Below are 17,668 nucleotides of genomic sequence, written 5' to 3' on the forward strand. Positions count from 1 at the left end.
AAGCCTGACCTAGTTCAACTAAGTCAGGCTTTTTGCTTTCCTTTTGGCTTCCGTTTTTAGAACTTGTCCTGATGGGCAAATTCTTTTCTGCCTCCTTTTCTTCGCTTCAACTCTTTTTTAATCAAAGTCAATTCACGGCTACTTTGTCCTTTTACAGAAGTATTTTCGTTTGCTCTTCTCATCAAATAAGGAATGGTGGCCTTGATTGGCCCATAAGGCACATACTTAATTACATTATACCCAGCGGCAGCAAGGTTGAACGAAATATGATCGCTCATTCCATACAACTGACCAAAGTATACTCTTCTATCGTCTCTTGGCAAACCATACTTTTCAAGGTAAAGCGTGACCAAGTAATTACTTTTCTCGTTATGTGAACCAGCAAATAAGCCAATGTCTTTAATGTATTGAATACAATACTCGGTGGCTGCATCAAAGTCTCTATCGGTCGCTTCTTTGTTGGGTTGAATAGGGTTTTCATAGCCCATCTCTTCCGCTCTGGCAGCTTCTTTTTCCATATAAGCACCACGCACAAGCTTTGCTCCGAGTCTATATCCGTTTTCCTTTGCATCCGCATGGAACTCCTTCAAGTGCCCCAACATACTGTGGGTGTACATCTGAAAAGTGTAGAATATCAGCGCCTTTTCTGTATTGTATTTGGCCATCATGGCCCTTGTAATATCCGTTACGGGTTTTTGAATCCAGGTTTCCTCGGCATCAATCAAAACAGAAACGTCTTTTCGCTTGGCTTCTGCACAAATCATATCTACTCTGTCCTTCACCCTTTCATAAGCTGCCGCTTCCTTTTCCGTCAGCTGTTCGCCTGAATGAATTTTGGTTAGCAAATCAAAATGCGCCAAGCCTGTAATCTTAAAAGCAGAAAACCGAATGAACTCATATTGGCTCGCTCGGTCTATGGTTCTCATTATTTCTTGTGCACTTCCATCAAATCCTTCTTCTGTCTTTTCTCCTTCAACAGAATAATCGAAGATGGCACCAATGCCGAAAGCTGCCAATTCGTTGGTCGCTCGCTGACATCCGTCTAGCGTTTCACCTCCACAAAACAGGTTGAAAATGGTTTTTTTAATGATTCCCTTGACAGGTAAACCCCAGTTTAATGCCCACTCGGTAAGGGCCATTCCTACTTTTACCAATCGAGGAGATTGCATTGTAGAAAATATAAAATGCGCTTGCTTTAGTGCTTCGTCAGTCCGAGCCGCAAAGGCATTCGTAAGGTTGTCAAAATCAACAAACTTTTTTAGTTCCATGGCGATATTCAAAGTCCGCAAATATAGTAACAAACCAATAGTGTCCTACCTTTGTTACCAATGAGTTGCAAACGAAATATACATGACTAATCCCCCTTTACACAGACGGTTAGATAGCGATAAAAAGCCCATCATTATTGCAGGGCCTTGTAGCATTGAAAGCCAAAGTCAATTTTCAGAAACGCTGAAAGGCTTAGACCTTTCTAAAGTTGATTATATAAGAGGTGGAATCTGGAAACCTAGAACTCGGCCCGGTTCTTTCGAAGGCATGGGCAAGGTCGCTTTTGAATGGGTGAAGGAAGTCCAAAAGGAATTCGGTTTTAAATTTGCTACCGAAGTCGCCTCCACTGAACACGTAGACATTGCTTTAAAAAATGGTGCTGGCTTATTGTGGATTGGCGCACGCACCACCGTCAACCCTTTCAATGTGCAAGAAATTGCCGAAGCACTTAGGGGCGTAGACCTTCCCGTTTTTGTAAAGAACCCGATCAATCCAGATTTATCGCTTTGGAAAGGGGCTTTGGAAAGGCTGTTAGCATGTGATGTTAAAAACCTTGGGGCTATTCACCGTGGCTTTCAAACTTTTCAGCAAAGTAAGTATCGCAATACCCCGCTTTGGCAAATTCCAATGGAATTGAAAAGTGAATTCCCTGACTTGCCTTTACTCTGCGACCCTAGCCATATCGGTGGAAAAAGAAGTTTAATTGCTGAATTGTCGCAACGCGCTTTGGACCTCGATTTCGATGGTTTGATGATTGAAACACACATTGACCCAGACAATGCCTTAAGTGACAGCGCCCAACAATTAACACCCGATGCCTTTAACCTTCTATTGGAGAATTTGATTTTAAGGAATCATACGTCCAAAGACGAAGACTTTAATAATCAGTTAGACATCATACGTGAGCAAATAGACCAAGCAGACAGGGAAATACTGGAAGCCATTGCCACGCGACTCAGTCTAGTGGAAAAGATTGGTGAATTTAAGAAAGACAATAATGTGGCTATTTTTCAGATTAGTCGATGGAAAGAAATTTTGCACTCCCGACCAGAATGGGCGAAATCTTTAAACTTAGACCCCGAATTTATTCGCGAACTTTACCGACATATTCATCAGCAATCCGTAAGGATACAGACATCCGTATTTAATAAAGAACAAGACAAACAACCTAATGACTGAACTAGGACTACTCGGCCCTGAAAACACTTATCATGATATGGCCAGGCAAAAGTTTTTGCCTAATGTTAGCCATATGCTTTTCCACTCCTTCGATGATATTTTTAAGGCGCTCAAAGAAAAGCGCATTAAAAAAGCACTGATCGCCATCAGAAATAACACCTCTGGTTTGGTTGGAGATAACCTAGAGCGAATCAAAAACTCTGGACATCGTATTTTGGAGCAATTCGAAATGCCAATCCATCTTTGCCTAGGGAGCTTTAAGGCTACTAATATTGAGGGCATAAAAAAGATCTACTCTCACCCAATGGCCATTAAAGAGACACAAAAGTTCTTTACTAAATACAGTCATATTACTTTCATTTCAAGTACGAGCACCGTTAGTGCTATTCATGAATTGAAAAATAACCGAGAGAAAAATTCGGGAGTAATTGCTAGTAAGGATGCGATAGAAGCCAATGATCTTATACTGTTGTCTGAGAATATCGAAGATCAATCAACCAACAGCACAACTTTCGCTTTGGTGGAAAACGCTTAAAAAAATAATTTCACTTTATATTTTTCTTTAAAAAAGAGATAACTAAGTTTATCGCATGTTAGCAGCAAGGACATCATTCTATTACTTTTTTTACTTTAGAACTCAACGAGATCGAGCCTGCGCTATCATATAAATGAAATTGTAAAAATATTTTATAAGCCCGGTTCGAAAGAGTCGGGCTTTTTTTTTGACCAAACGTAATTATGAACATCATCGACATTAAAGATTGGGGGCTAGGATTATCAGAGCATGTGCTCATTGCCGGCCCTTGCAGCGCAGAAAGTCCGCAGCAAATCGAAACCATTGCAAAAGGTTTAAAGGGAAGTCCTGTTGAGTTATTTAGGGCGGGTGTATGGAAACCTAGAACTAGACCTGGCTCTTTTGAAGGCGTTGGCGTGGAAGCTTTGGAGTGGCTACAAATCGCCAAAGACATTCTGAATGTACCTGTTACTGTTGAAGTAGCAAAAACAGAACATGTAGAAGCCGCTTTAAAAGCTGGCGTTGACGTGCTTTGGATTGGCGCTCGAACCACAGTAAACCCATTTTCGGTACAAGAGATTTGTGAAGCCTTAAGAGGCACCGACATTCCCGTAATGGTAAAAAACCCAATCAATCCAGATCTCCAACTTTGGTTGGGCGCTTTTGAAAGGTTGAACAAAGTGGGTATTAAAAAAGTAGCAGGCATTCATCGTGGCTTTTCCGATCCGTACGAAAAAAGATACCGTAACAAGCCTGAATGGTCACTGCCTATTCACTTAAAGCGTATGATACCCGGACTTTCTGTTATTTGTGACCCAAGCCACATTGCCGGAGCTCGTGAAATCATTGGAGCAGTAAGTCAAAGGGCCATTAACTTTGGTTTGGATGGTTTGATGATTGAAACCCACCACGACCCAGACAACGCTTGGAGCGATGCCAAACAGCAAATCACACCTCAGACACTGAAAATTATTTACGAAAGCCTGATCTTCAGAGAAAACGTAGACGAGCACCCCGAAATGCTCAACGAATTAGAGCAGTTCAGACAAAAAATCGATTTGCTTGACACGCAACTACTGGAGCTTTTCGCAGAAAGGTTCAGGGTCATTGAGCAAGTGGGCGACTATAAACGCGAACATAATTTGGCAGTTTACCAGCCCAGCCGTTGGGAAGAAGTGATGGAAAGCAGAATTCAAGACGGCTTGCGTAAAAACATGACAGAGAAGTTCATGAAAAGCCTTTTATTTGCTATTCACGAGGAATCAGTGAAAAAGCAAGAAGCACAACTGAAAGAAACCCGTCCATTGACAAACGCATGAGCCACATTGTAATTGACCACATAGAAACCAGCCTCAAGGCGGTATTAAAGGAAACTGACTTTACACAATTAGCGGTTTTAGTCGATGAGAATACGCATGCGAATTGTTATCCTTTGGTACAGGCCTTTTTGCCAGCACATTTGCTTATACAAATCACTTCTGGCGAGGAGAACAAAAATCTTCGCACCTGTGAACATATTTGGGAGCAATTCACCACACACAACTTTGACAGAAAAGCATTACTGATCAATTTGGGAGGTGGCGTCATTGGCGACATGGGTGGTTTCTGTGCGGTGACTTACAAACGCGGTATCAGGTTTATGAACATCCCCACTACCCTATTGGCTGCAGTAGATGCCAATGTAGGCGGAAAATTGGGGATCGATTTTATGGGTTTCAAAAACCATTTGGGTTTCTTCCAAGAGCCAGAAAGTGTTTTGATTGACCCAGTGTTTCTGAAAACCTTAGCGCCAAGAGAATTAAGATCGGGTTTTGCAGAAGTAATTAAACACGGGCTCATTGCCGATGCCGATTATTTTGAGCAAACCACTGCTCATGGTTTGAACATTGAAAACTGGGAAGCGGTGATTGCTCATTCGGTAGAAATCAAAAACCAAGTAGTAAAAGCGGACCCAAAAGAAGCTGGGCTTAGGAAGATTTTAAACTTTGGACATACGATAGGGCACGCCATTGAAAGCTTCTATTTAAATACTGACAAAAAGCTTTTACACGGAGAAGCAATCGCCATTGGAATGATCTGTGAAGCCTACTTGTCAAAAAAACTACTGGGTTTTTCTGACGAAAATCTAATGCAGATTTCTAACACCATTCTCGAAATTTATCCTGAAATTAACATCGCAAAAGAGGATTTTTCTGGAATCATAAAACTGATGTACCAAGACAAAAAAAATCTTAACAACCTTCTCAACCATTCCCTACTGATGGACATCGGAAAGGCCACCTACGATATCGCTGTAGACGAAAAAGACGTCATTGATTCGCTGTTCTATTTCACCAAACTGAAACAATAACCTTGGAGACCATTCATCTTAAACACTCACCTAAACTTAAAGCGGTAGAAATCCCACTTCCTGCTTCTAAAAGTGAGAGCAACAGGGCTTTAATCATTAACGCGCTTTCTGGAAACCCTTCTGAAATTCAGAATCTATCAGAGGCCAGAGATACTCAAACGATGATTCGTTTATTGGCCAGTTCAGAAGAAACTTTAGATGTTTTAGACGCTGGAACCACCATGCGTTTTCTCACAGCACTTTCAGCAGTGGGAGAAACTCCGAGAATTCTTACAGGCACCGCAAGAATGCAACAACGCCCGATCAAGATTTTGGGTGATGCACTTAAAAGCATTGGGGCCAAAGTAAAATATTTGGGAGAAGAAGGCTTCCCTCCACTCAAGGTAAAACCCATTATTGATCAAAAGACCAACAGTATTAAAATGCAAGGCGATGTCAGCAGTCAGTTTATATCGGCTGTATTAATGATTGCCCCTTGTTTGCCACAAGGCCTTAACTTAGAATTAAAAGGAAAAATCGGCTCTCGTCCTTATATCCAAATGACTTTGGACATGATGAGGCTTTTTGGAATTCACTCCAACTGGACCAACCAAACCATCGAAATTAAGCCTCAACAATACAAAGATTATCCATATGTAGTAGAGTCCGATTGGTCGGGTGCGAGCTATTGGTATAGCTTTGTGGCTTTAGCAGATAATGCCAAAATCAAATTAAAAGGGCTCAGACAAAAGTCACTTCAGGGTGATATTGCCATTGTTCATATGATGAATCAGCTTGGCGTGATGAGCACTTTTGAAGCCGATGGTGTGGTACTTCAGAAAACCCCTCATTCCAACGAAGTGAATTTTGATTTTAGTGATTGCCCAGATTTGGCCCAAACCATTGCTGTGGTTTGTGCAGCAAAGAAAATACAATGCACCATGACAGGTTTAGAAAGCCTTGTGATCAAAGAAACCAACAGGGTTAAAGCCTTGAAAAAGGAGTTGAAAAAATTCCATGTGAAGCTAAAAGAAGTAGCGCCAGAGGTATTTGAAATTCGATCTAAATTTGAGTTGAGCGACACACCAGTAGAGATCGAGACCTATGACGACCACCGTATGGCCATGGCTTTCGCTCCACTTTGTACTTTGCAAGAGATCATCATTAAAGACCCAAGCGTGGTCAATAAATCATATCCTGGTTTTTGGAAAGACATTGCATTGGCAACAGGTCAATAAGAATGTCATACAAATTACTTTTCACCAAATGAACTAACTGGCTTTCAAGGCGGTTGGTCTTACTATATTTCAGCGGTTATCATGGCAAAGAAGAAAAAACTCGACAATATCACCGTAGGTGAAGTTTTTAAAAGAATCATTTGGCCCAAAAGAGGGCTTTTACTTTTTGGATTGGTCTTAATTTTACTGAGAAGTGCCGCCAGCTTAGTGCTTCCTAAAGCAACGCAATACCTTATTGATGATGTTGTGGTCAACAAAGACATGCAGATGTTGAAGACCGTCATTCTCGTCACTATTGCCGCAATTATTACCCAAGCCATTACTTCATTTGCCCTTACACGTATTCTGAGTGTTCAAGCACAAAAACTCATTGCAGAACTTCGTGTTCAGGTGCAAAAGAAAATTTTATCGCTCCCTCTTAATTTCTTCGATAGCACCAAATCAGGTGCATTGGTTTCAAGAATTATGAACGATGTGGAAGGTGTAAGAAACTTAGTAGGAACTGGTTTTGTACAGCTTATTGGTGGTAGTATTACTGCAGTTGCCGTACTCGTAATACTCTTGGGCATGAACGCCAAACTCACTGCATTTGTGGTCGTTCCTGTGATCATTTTTGGTTTAGTGGCCATGAAAGCCTTTGCATACTTAAGGCCAATCTTCAGAAAAAGAGGCCAACTCAATGCTGAAGTGACAGGTCGATTAACGGAAACTTTAAGTGGCGTGCGAGTAATTAAAGGCTTTGGAGCCGAATTACAAGAAACAGAAAGCTTTGAAAACGGTGTGAAATCACTGTATGAAAATGTAAAACAGACGCTTACAGCAACTGCCGTAGTCACCAGTTCTGCCACTTTCCTTTTGGCGGGTGTTGCCAGTACTGGTATTCTAGGGATTGGAGGCTACTATATTATTCAAGGCACCATGACCACGGGTGAACTCTTTGCATTTATTGGCTTGCTCGCCTTATTGATTGCGCCAATTGTTCAAATGTCGAACATTGGTAGCCAGATTACAGAAGCTTTTGCTGGACTAGATCGTACGGAAGAGATTATGTTGATGAAGGCGGAAGACGATGATGAAAACCGCACAGTTAAGCTTAAAGAAACGGACGCCAATATTAAATTCGAGAATGTATCATTCGCTTACGAAGAGGACACAGATGTTCTGAAAAACATCAGTTTCGATGCACCTTCTGGAAGTGTAACCGCTTTGGTCGGAACCTCTGGCTCAGGTAAATCTACCATTGCAGGTTTAGCCGCTTCATTCCTTAATCCACGTGAAGGAAAAATCACGATTGATGGCATCGACCTTTCCACTATTTTATTGAAAAGCTACCGAAGAAAATTGGGTGTTGTACTTCAAGATGATTTTCTTTTTGAAGGGACTATCCGCGAAAACATCCTTTTCCCAAGACCAGATTCTTCTGAAGAAAACTTACAGAATGCAGTTAAAGCCGCCTATGTCAATGAATTTACTGATCGCTTTGAAAAAGGGTTGGAAACAATCATTGGTGAAAGAGGGGTGAAACTCTCTGGTGGTCAACGACAAAGAATTGCCATTGCAAGGGCGGTTTTGGCTGATCCTAAAATTCTTATTCTTGACGAGGCTACTTCCAATCTGGATACGGAAAGTGAATCCTTCATTCAGGAAAGTTTATCGACCTTAATGAAAGGCAGAACTACTTTCGTGATTGCCCACCGCTTAACTACCATTCGCAAAGCAGACCAAATTCTCGTGATTGAAAATGGTGAAATTGCCGAAAGAGGCACACACGATGAATTGATTGTTAAAGAAGGCAGGTATTATCAACTGTATACTTATCAGGCAAGAATTTAACTTGTGCCAAAAAATTTTATAGCGCTTCCTCTTTTTATTTCAGGTTTGCGAAATAAGAAGGGGCTTGCATTAACCTGCTTCCGTACCAACTGAACATTTCACCATCTACAAGCTGAACATCACAATTGGGAAGCACTGCCTTTAGCTCGTTAATGTGCTTTTCCTTAAAAGGGTATGGTTCCGATGAAAGAAGAATAGCTTCAGGCGCTAATTCATGAATCGTCTCGAGGCTAAGTTCGGGATAACGTGTTTCTGAAAGCACATTTTCAAAGCCAGAAAAATCCATCATTTCGTCAATAAAGGTTGCTCTGCCTGCTGCCATATAGGGTTTTTTCCAAATAAGATACAGCGCTTTTTTTCTCGACTTATAGGGAAGCGAAGCAAAACCCTCCTTCACCTTTTCAACAATAGAGATGGATTTAGCCCTTTCGTCCACCAAATTACCGATGGCCAAAATCATATCGAAAGCCTGATCCAATCCAGTGATATCACTCATCCAAACTGGGTATTTCTTGGCCAGTTCCTCTATACCTTCAATGTAGTTCTCTTCCTTGTTTCCAATGATTAGATCAGGTTTGAGCGTATCAATCACATCGAACTTAAACTGCTTGGTACCACCCACAAAGGTTTTGGACTGATGCCATTCACTTGGGTGAATACAAAACTTGGTGACCCCGACAACGCGATCACCAAGTCCTAAATCATATAATAATTCTGTTTGTGAAGGCACTAAAGAAACAATGCGCTGAGGCGAACTAGGCACTTCTACCTTCCGCCCCATTTGATCCAACACCAGTCTTACAGTCCCTTCCAAACCAATTATTTTAAATAGCTGAAATCATGATCGGCTGGCAAATGAAGGATAAACTGATACATCAGTTCAATTACCTTTTCTATATCGTTTTCATGTGCAGTTTCTACTGTAGTGTGCATGTACTTCAAAGCCAAAGAAATCAAGGCAGAAGGCACACCTTCGTTTGAATAAGCAAAAGCATCGGTATCAGTTCCTGTTGATCTTGAACTTGCATGACGCTGGAAGTCGATCTTATTCTTCTCCGCTACATCAATCAGCATTTTCAATACGTTGTTATGCACCGCAGGACCATAAGCCAACACAGGACCTAAACCACATTTCTGATCACCTTGTAATTGCTTTTCATACATTGGCGAAGCAGTATCGTGACATACATCTGTAATGATGGCCACATCAGGTTTGATTCTAGCGGCAATCATCTCTGCACCACGCAAACCAATTTCTTCTTGTACCGAATTGACCACATAAAGACCAAATGGAAGTTTCTTGCCTTCTTCGTGAAGTCTTCTGGCCACTTCGGCAATCATGAAACCACCAATACGGTTATCGAGTGCACGACCACACCAAAACTTTTTATTCAGTTTAAAAACCTCATCGTCAAAAGTAATTACGGTTCCCACATGAACGCCCATATCAAGCACTTCCTGCTTCGACTCTGCTCCCACATCGATGAAGATATTTCTCAGTGAAGGTGATTTTTCAGAAGCTTTATCGCGCACGTGAATGGCTGGCCATCCGAAAACACCTTTTACAATTCCTTTTTCAGTGTGAATGTTCACCCTTTTTGAAGGCGCTATTTGGTGATCAGAACCACCATTTCGAACTACATAAATGTAGCCGTTATCGTCAATGTAGTTGACGAACCAGCTGATCTCATCGGCATGTGCTTCGATCACTACTTTAAACTTTGCTTCAGGATTGATTACCCCTACTGCAGTTCCGTACTTATCGGTGAAATGACTATCTGTATATGGCTTGATATAGTCTAACCAAATTTGTTGACCAGAAGCTTCGAAACCTGTTGGTGAAGCGTTATTCAAATATTTGGTAAGGAATTCTTGACTCTTCTTATTCATAATTTTCGGTATTCTAAATGCTAAAAAACTGGCCAAAAGCCAGTTCTATAATTTAATTCGGTACGGATAAAACCCTTGTTACAAAGGAATGTTCCCGTGTTTCTTTTTAGGCAAAGTAGCCACTTTGTTCTCCAACATCGTAAAGGCCCTGATAAGTTTCTTACGGGTATCCTGAGGCAAGATTACTTCATCCACATAACCTCTTCGTGCAGCACGATAAGGGTTGGCAAACTTCTCAGTGTATTCCTCTACTTTCTCTTCAAGCTTGGCTTCAGGATCATCGGCAGCGGCAATTTCTCTTTTGAAAATGATTTCCGCAGCACCCTTCGCTCCCATTACCGCAATTTCTGCTGAAGGCCAAGCGTAATTCATGTCCGCTCCAATGTGTTTGGAGTTCATTACATCATATGCCCCACCATACGCCTTTCTCGTGATTACCGTGATTCTTGGCACTGTAGCTTCAGAGAAAGCATAAAGTAATTTCGCTCCATTGGTAATAATAGCATTCCACTCTTGGTCTGTACCTGGCAAGAAACCTGGCACATCTTCCAACACCAACAAAGGCACATTGAAACAGTCGCAGAAGCGCACAAAACGTGCACCCTTTACACTGGCATCGATATCCAAAACCCCAGCCATAGAAGCGGGTTGGTTTCCTACAATTCCTATGCTTCTTCCACCAATTCGGGCAAAGCCCACCACAATGTTTTCAGCAAAGTTTTTATGTACTTCGAAGAAAGAATCCTCGTCTACCAAACCATCAATCACCTCACGCATGTCGTAGGGTTGGTTTGGGTTTTCTGGAATAATGTTATTCAATACGGTTCTTACCGCATCCTCTTCTAAATCATATTCATACACTGGAGCCGTGTCTTCGCAGTTTTGCGGAATGTACGACAGCAGTTGTTTGATTTCATTAATGCACTCTGCCTCGTTGGCCGAAGCGAAATGTGTCACCCCACTTTTGGTGCTGTGTGTACTAGCACCTCCTAATTCTTCAGAAGTCACTTCTTCCTGCGTTACGGTTTTCACCACATTAGGCCCAGTAACAAACATGTAAGAAGTATTTTCTACCATGAAGATAAAATCGGTAATGGCCGGTGAATACACTGCGCCCCCCGCGCATGGCCCCATAATGGCAGAGATTTGAGGTACTACTCCCGAAGCCATTGTGTTACGGTAGAAGATATCGGCATAACCGCCAAGCGACACTACTCCTTCTTGGATTCGAGCCCCACCAGAATCGTTAAGGCCAATTACAGGCGCACCGTTCTTCATGGCCAAATCCATGACTTTAACTATTTTTTCAGCATGGGTTTCAGAAAGTGATCCACCGAACACGGTAAAATCTTGCGAGTACACATATACCAAGCGGCCATGTACCGTTCCGTAACCCGTCACTACGCCATCGCCTAAATAGATTTCATTCTCCAGACCAAAATCCGTAGCCCGGTGCTCTACAAATTTGCCAATTTCTTCAAAACTTCCTTCGTCTAATAATAGCTCCAGACGCTCTCTAGCGGTAAGCTTACCTCTCTTATGTTGACTGTCAATCCGTTTCTGACCTCCTCCCAATAAAGCTTCTGCATTCTTTTGCTCTAGCCATTCAATTTTTTCTGCTTTGGTTTTGTGCTTTTTAATCGGGGTATTCTTAGCCATAGGTGTGGGTTTATATCCTCGTCAAAGATATACAGGTCAATACAAAAAAAGAACATAATCGGCATCTATTACCTTTCGATGAACAACCATATTTTAATAGAATGCCTTATATTCGCCCATCTTTGCAGAGGGGCATGAAAGAGAAAATAGCAGTTATTGATTTGGGCACTAATACCTTCCACTTGTTTATAGTGGAAGTGAGTAAGCGCGAAATCAGAACACTATACCGTGAGAAAATAGCTGTGAAGATTGGTAAAAACGGCATTAGTAAAGGTAGAATTTCCGCTGATGCCAAGAAAAGAGCCCTTCACACTCTTCAAGTTTTCAAAACCATTATTGATCAATTCGAGGTCAAAAAAGTAACTGGAGTTGCGACAAGCGCCATTCGATCTGCAAAAAATGGCCAACAATTGCTGGACGAAATCAAAGAAAAAACTTCTATAGACATCCAAATCATTTCAGGTGATCGTGAAGCTGAACTCATTTTCTATGGCGTGAAATCCACTTCACATCTTACAGCATCGCCACAATTAGTAATGGACATTGGTGGTGGAAGCGTAGAGTTTATCATAGGGAACAACAAAGAAATATTCTGGAAGCAAAGCTTCGAAATTGGTGCCCAAAGGCTTTTGGATAAATTCCATAAGGAAGACCCTATGCCTCAAGCAAGCATTGAAGCAATGAATACTTGGCTCGAAACAGAGCTTTCTAGCTTGGTAACTGCCATTGAGGAGTTCAAGCCTCAGGGTTTAATAGGTTGCTCTGGCACTTTCGATACGCTTTCTGAGGTTTACATGAAAGAAAATGGGATTGAAAGAGCTCCTGATAGCTTGATTTTCCAATTCCCTATTGAAGCTAACAACAGTATTTACGAAGAGCTGATTACAAAAAACAAGAAGGAGCGAATGCATATCCCTGGTATGGTTACCATGCGCGTAGATATGATTGTTGTAGCCAGTTGCTTGATTCAGTTTGTTTTAAAACATATGACGACCGAAAACATTACGGCCTGTGCTTATGCATTGAAAGAAGGGCTTTTGTATACATCGTTTTCGCATATCAAGATATCGGAGAAAAGCACTTCGAATTAAAAACTACACCCATGTCGAATTATTCTTACCAAGACCTATACCAGTTTTCTCATTCTGTTTTCATTAAAATGGGCTGTCCAGAAGCAGATGCCACTCAAGCTTGCGAAACACTTCTTTCGGCAGATTTGAGAGGTATAGATTCGCATGGTGTAGCTCGGCTTAAGGGCTATGTTAGACTTTGGGAAAAGGGAAGAATTAATGCTACCCCAAACATCAAAGTGACATATGAAACACCAAGCACGGCAGTTGTAGATGGAGATGCTGGTTTGGGATTAGTCGTTGCTCCTTTTGCGATGAGAGTAGCGATAGAAAAGGCCAAAAATGTTGGTACGGGTTGGGTTTCGGTGAAAAACTCTAACCATTTCGGTATTGCTGGCTTCCATTCATTATTGGCGGCACAAAATGATATGATTGGTATTTCAATGACCAATGCTAGCCCGTTGGTTTCCCCTACTTTTTCTAAAGAAAGACTTTTAGGAACCAATCCAATTGCCATTGCAATTCCAGCGGGCAGTGAGCCACCTTTCGTAGGTGACTTTGCCACCACCACAGCTGCCAACGGAAAGCTGGAGATTCTTCAAAGAAAAGGAGAATCCGTGCCTAAAGGCTGGGTGCAAGACAAGGATGGTTTAGATACCACGAATGCATTTGGTGTAAAAGAAGGTGGCGCTTTACGTCCATTAGGTGGAAGTAGATTACATGGAAGTCACAAAGGTTACATCATGGGGTCTGTGGTAGATATTTTCTCTGCTGTGCTTTCTGGCGCCAATTATGGGCCTTGGGCACCTCCGTTTGTAAGCTTTATGGATCCAGTGAGCGATCCGGTAGGCGAAGGCTTAGGTCATTTCTTTGGCGCTATGCGTGTAGATGCTTTCCGCCCAGCAACGGAGTTTAAAGAACACATGGACAATTGGATTCAGCGTTTTAGAAATTCAACGCCTGTTGACCCTGAACAACCTGTGATCATCCCGGGTGACCCTGAACGTGAAATGGAGAAAATAAGAATGAAAGAGGGCATTCATTTACTTCAACCTGTGGTTGAGGACCTGAAAGAAATTGGTGAAAAATTCGGAATCGCTTTTTAAAAAGTAATTCCTCCTCTTATTACTAGCGCACTTCCATAAGGCGATCTAAGATCATCATGAAGAAGGTTATATAAGACAGTGATGTTTATTCCTCCCTTCTTAAAAATGGGCTGAAAGGCACCACCACCAATAAAGAGCCCCGGTACCCATTCACGGTTCGTAGTTTCACTGTAAGGGTCAGCCGCAAATTCCACATTTAAGGCCTCAAATTCCAGATGGGCAAAATAGGTCTCGAAAATATTATGCCTTAAGAAAGTACGCCCACCATATACGCTGCTGCTTACCTTAAATGTATTACGTGAAGGCAAAACAATGTACTTACGTGAAAGATAGAGGTAAGTGGCACCCAAACCAGCGGAGAAATCAGGAGTGATCATATAGCCCGCAAGTGGAGAAACATCAATATAAGTAAAGTCGGTACCTAGGTTGAATGAAAAATTCCCTCCAAAATAAACCCTATCCATAAAACTCACAGAATCTTCTTCTTGAGGTTCTTCCTCGTAGTAAATCTGGGCTTGCAGCGATGAAAAGCTTATAAAAAAGAAGGCAACAAGGGTTAATAATTTTCTCATAGTCCTGATAACGAAAAAGTCCTCAAAAAGAGGACTTGGTATTCAATATTTTTTTTTTTTGAATTAGTCTTCCGTTACGATGACGAAAAGATCCTCAGATGGTTTCTTCATTAAGTACTTTTCTCTTGCGAATTTTTCAAGTAGCTCTTGATTCGTAGTCAACTCCTCTTTGTTCTTAAGTACCTCCACTTTTTTCTCTATGTAATACTCCTTCTGGTTTTCAAGGTTATTCAGCTTTGACTTAAGTCTTATCTGAGTCACAATATCATTGGAGTCTACAAACAGCATCCAGATAACGAAAAATGTTCCGAAGAGAAAATAGAAGCTCTTTGCGAAACGAGGAACTTTGGTAAAAGCCTTCATAGTACAAAAGTAACTGATTTTTTAGCATAAAATCAAAAGTATGACCATTTACTCTTCATTCTATTTTTAAAATCAATTCTTCGTTACTCTTTTAGAGTGCCTTAAAACAAAAAGACTTCACCCCTTAAAGGAGCGAAGTCTTTGATCGTATTTTGTACTGAGCTTAGTAAGCCTTTCTGAAATTCTTTCCTGGATATTTGGCCACTTCTCCCAATTCTTCTTCAATTCTAAGTAATTGGTTGTATTTCGACATTCTATCTGAGCGCGAAGCTGATCCAGTTTTAATCTGACCAGTGTTCAATGCTACTGCTAAATCAGCAATCGTATTGTCTTCAGTTTCGCCAGATCTGTGTGACATCACAGCGGTATAGCCATTTCTATTGGCCAAGCTTACCGCCTCAATAGTTTCGGTCAAAGTTCCGATTTGGTTTACTTTAATCAAGATTGAGTTGGCTATACCTCCATCAATTCCTTTCTGTAAACGCTTCACATTAGTCACGAACAAATCATCACCTACTAACTGTACTTTATCACCAATCTTATCTGTTAGGGCTTTCCAGCCTTCCCAATCGTCTTCAAACATTCCGTCTTCAATCGACATGATCGGGTACTTTTCACAAAGCGAAGCAAGATAATCCGCCATTTCAACTGGCGTCATTTTCTTCCCTGTTGAATCTTTGAAGTGATATACTTTTTCGTCCTTCAAGTAGAATTCGGAAGAAGCGACATCAAGCGCGTAAACGAAGTCTTCGCCCACAGTATAACCTGCATTATTCACTGCTTCAGAAATCACCTCAAGCGCTTCATCATCAGATGCCAAGTTCGGTGCAAAACCACCTTCATCGCCTACGTTAGTTGAAAGACCACGAGAAGAGAGTACCTTCTTTAAATGATGGAACACTTCAGCGCCCATTTGAATTGCCTCAGTGAAGCTCACTGCACCTATCGGCATAATCATAAACTCCTGAAAGTCGATTGAGTTGTCTGCATGAGAACCTCCGTTGATGATATTCATCATTGGAACAGGAAGCGTATTTGCATTAACACCACCCACGTAACGATAAAGGGGAAGGCCAAGCTCTGCCGCAGCGGCTCTAGCTATCGCTAAAGAAACACCCAAAATAGCATTTGCTCCTAGGTTGCTTTTGTTCTCAGTGCCATCTACTTCGATCATAATCTTATCAAGCAAATTTTGCTCGAATACAGAAAACCCAATCAGTTCAGCGGCAATGGTAACGTTTACATTCTCAATGGCTTTTAAAACGCCTTTGCCAAGGTAGACGTCCTTATCTCCATCTCTTAACTCAACGGCTTCATGCGCACCAGTTGAAGCACCTGACGGCACTGCAGCACGGCCTAAAACACCGTTTTCTGTAAATACATCTACTTCGATGGTAGGATTTCCTCTTGAGTCAAGGATTTGTCTTGCATAAATACTTTCAATTAAACTCATTGGTATTATGATTTGATAAGGTTAATAAATTGATCGAATAAATAGCGTGAATCATGTGGCCCAGGTGAAGACTCTGGATGGTATTGAACGCAGAATGTTTTCTTTCCTTTTACCTGCAAGCCTGCCACTGTATTATCATTCAGGTTGATATGCGTCAGTTCCATACTTCCAGCCGCTTCGAGCGCAGTTAAGTCTACTGCAAAACCATGGTTCTGAGAAGTAATTTCACTCTTGCCGGAAATTAGGTTTTTAACTGGGTGATTTAGCCCTCTGTGCCCATTGTGCATTTTGAATGTACTTGCACCACAAGCAAGGGCTATCACTTGATGCCCAAGACAAATTCCAAAAAGTGGTTTGTCTTCAGCCATTATTTTCTGAGCTGTTTCTACAGCATAAGACATCGCGGATGGATCACCAGGGCCATTGGACAAAAAGTAACCATCAGGATTCCATTTGCTCATTTCTTCAAAGGTAGTCTTGGCGTTAAACACTTTTAGGTAAGCACCTCTACTAGCCAAATGCTTTAGAATACTGGTTTTAACTCCAATATCCAATACGGCTATTTTAGTCGTTGCATTTTCATCTCCAACAAAGTAAGGTTCTTTTGTGCTTACAAATGAAGACAACTCTAAACCATCCATCGATGGAATGTCAGCCAGCTTAGCATTTAATTCATCATCAGAAAGGTCTTCTGAACATACGATTGCGTTCATGGCTCCTTTATCTCTGATGTAGCGCACCAAAAGGCGTGTATCAACATCGGAAATCCCGACAATGTTATTCTTTTCTAAATAATCTTGGAGCGAGCCATCGGCTGTTTTACGACTGAAATCCTTAGAAAAAGTATTTACAACCAAACCTCTGATTTTCGGTGAATCCGACTCCTGTTCGTCATCCTCTACCCCATAGTTCCCGATGTGAGAAGCAGTATTCACTACAATTTGACCATAATAAGATGGGTCGGTGTAAATTTCTTGATAACCCGTCATTCCTGTGTTAAAGCAAATTTCACCTCCGGCAATACCTATTTTACCAATGGCAGTACCCTCATAGCGGCTTCCATCTGCTAAAAGAAGAATAGCTTTCTTTTTACTGTTGATATTATTCGATGTAGACATATTTATAGATTGGTGCGCAATTCAAATCTTTAATTCGGTACAAAAGTAAATAAAAAAGGGATTGAACAAATTTGC

General features: G+C 41.4%; 16 protein-coding genes. 8 read left to right on the plus strand and 8 right to left on the minus strand.

Translation table 11 applies throughout. The features are described 5' to 3' along the window. Window positions 1-56: 56 nt before the first annotated feature. Entirely contained in the window at window positions 57-1,268 is a 1,212-nt protein-coding gene (locus VOI17_RS10885; RefSeq protein ID WP_323757276.1) for a proline dehydrogenase family protein, read from the minus strand. A gap of 82 nt (window positions 1,269-1,350) precedes the next feature. Here VOI17_RS10885 and VOI17_RS10890 point away from each other — a divergent pair, with 82 nt between their 5' ends. From VOI17_RS10890 to VOI17_RS10915, 6 genes are all read left to right on the plus strand, one after another. After that, window positions 1,351-2,448 (plus strand): bifunctional 3-deoxy-7-phosphoheptulonate synthase/chorismate mutase type II, encoded by a 1,098-nt coding sequence (locus VOI17_RS10890; protein WP_323757277.1) that lies wholly within the window; start codon window positions 1,351-1,353, stop codon window positions 2,446-2,448. Next, on the plus strand, window positions 2,441-2,983 hold the full coding sequence (locus VOI17_RS10895; RefSeq protein WP_323757278.1) for a prephenate dehydratase: 543 nt from the start codon (window positions 2,441-2,443) through the stop codon (window positions 2,981-2,983). The genes VOI17_RS10890 and VOI17_RS10895 overlap by 8 nt, the downstream gene beginning before the upstream one ends. Before the next feature lie 200 nt (window positions 2,984-3,183). Then, a complete protein-coding gene (locus VOI17_RS10900; RefSeq protein WP_416376054.1) occupies window positions 3,184-4,281 on the plus strand; it encodes a chorismate mutase in 1,098 nt (365 codons plus the stop codon). Then, a complete protein-coding gene (gene aroB / locus VOI17_RS10905; protein ID WP_323757280.1) occupies window positions 4,278-5,312 on the plus strand; it encodes a 3-dehydroquinate synthase in 1,035 nt (344 codons plus the stop codon). The genes VOI17_RS10900 and aroB overlap by 4 nt, the downstream gene beginning before the upstream one ends. A gap of 2 nt (window positions 5,313-5,314) precedes the next feature. Beyond that, a complete protein-coding gene (locus VOI17_RS10910; RefSeq protein ID WP_323757281.1) occupies window positions 5,315-6,529 on the plus strand; it encodes a 3-phosphoshikimate 1-carboxyvinyltransferase in 1,215 nt (404 codons plus the stop codon). A gap of 81 nt (window positions 6,530-6,610) precedes the next feature. Then, window positions 6,611-8,362, plus strand: a complete 1,752-nt coding sequence (locus VOI17_RS10915) for an ABC transporter ATP-binding protein (protein WP_323757282.1) — start codon at window positions 6,611-6,613, stop codon at window positions 8,360-8,362. A gap of 34 nt (window positions 8,363-8,396) precedes the next feature. On the opposite strand, the gene VOI17_RS10920 is transcribed toward VOI17_RS10915, so the two are convergent. The 3 genes from VOI17_RS10920 to VOI17_RS10930 form a co-directional block, all read right to left on the minus strand. Then, entirely contained in the window at window positions 8,397-9,176 is a 780-nt protein-coding gene (locus tag VOI17_RS10920; protein ID WP_323757283.1) for a helical backbone metal receptor, read from the minus strand. A 5-nt stretch (window positions 9,177-9,181) separates the two neighbouring features. Next, the gene (locus VOI17_RS10925) at window positions 9,182-10,252 is read right to left on the minus strand and encodes a M42 family metallopeptidase (protein ID WP_323757284.1); all 1,071 of its coding nucleotides are present in this window, start codon (window positions 10,250-10,252) and stop codon (window positions 9,182-9,184) included. Between the two features lie 78 nt (window positions 10,253-10,330). Beyond that, entirely contained in the window at window positions 10,331-11,911 is a 1,581-nt protein-coding gene (locus VOI17_RS10930) for an acyl-CoA carboxylase subunit beta (RefSeq protein ID WP_323757285.1), read from the minus strand. Window positions 11,912-12,045: 134 nt separating this feature from the next. Between VOI17_RS10930 and VOI17_RS10935 the strand changes: the two genes are divergently transcribed. Both VOI17_RS10935 and VOI17_RS10940 read left to right on the plus strand, forming a co-directional pair. Continuing rightward, on the plus strand, window positions 12,046-13,002 hold the full coding sequence (locus tag VOI17_RS10935; RefSeq protein ID WP_323757286.1) for an exopolyphosphatase: 957 nt from the start codon (window positions 12,046-12,048) through the stop codon (window positions 13,000-13,002). Window positions 13,003-13,013: 11 nt separating this feature from the next. Next, window positions 13,014-14,087, plus strand: a complete 1,074-nt coding sequence (locus tag VOI17_RS10940) for an Ldh family oxidoreductase (RefSeq protein ID WP_323757287.1) — start codon at window positions 13,014-13,016, stop codon at window positions 14,085-14,087. On the opposite strand, the gene VOI17_RS10945 is transcribed toward VOI17_RS10940, so the two are convergent. From VOI17_RS10945 to carA, 4 genes are all read right to left on the minus strand, one after another. Then, window positions 14,084-14,659 carry a hypothetical protein gene (locus VOI17_RS10945; RefSeq protein WP_323757288.1) on the minus strand — a complete coding sequence of 192 codons (576 nt, stop codon included), beginning with the start codon at window positions 14,657-14,659 and terminating at the stop codon, window positions 14,084-14,086. The genes VOI17_RS10940 and VOI17_RS10945 overlap by 4 nt on opposite strands. 63 nt (window positions 14,660-14,722) lie before the next feature. Further along, complete coding sequence (locus VOI17_RS10950; protein WP_323757289.1) at window positions 14,723-15,022, minus strand: septum formation initiator family protein; 300 nt, start codon at window positions 15,020-15,022, stop codon at window positions 14,723-14,725. A 163-nt stretch (window positions 15,023-15,185) separates the two neighbouring features. Next, the gene (eno, locus tag VOI17_RS10955; protein WP_323757290.1) at window positions 15,186-16,475 is read right to left on the minus strand and encodes a phosphopyruvate hydratase; all 1,290 of its coding nucleotides are present in this window, start codon (window positions 16,473-16,475) and stop codon (window positions 15,186-15,188) included. Window positions 16,476-16,480: 5 nt separating this feature from the next. Continuing rightward, a complete protein-coding gene (carA, locus tag VOI17_RS10960; protein WP_323757291.1) occupies window positions 16,481-17,593 on the minus strand; it encodes a glutamine-hydrolyzing carbamoyl-phosphate synthase small subunit in 1,113 nt (370 codons plus the stop codon). Window positions 17,594-17,668 lie beyond the last annotated feature (75 nt).

Origin of the sequence: Roseivirga sp. (genome assembly GCF_034669765.1) — a bacterium.
Classification (GTDB): Bacteria; Bacteroidota; Bacteroidia; order Cytophagales; family Cyclobacteriaceae; genus Roseivirga.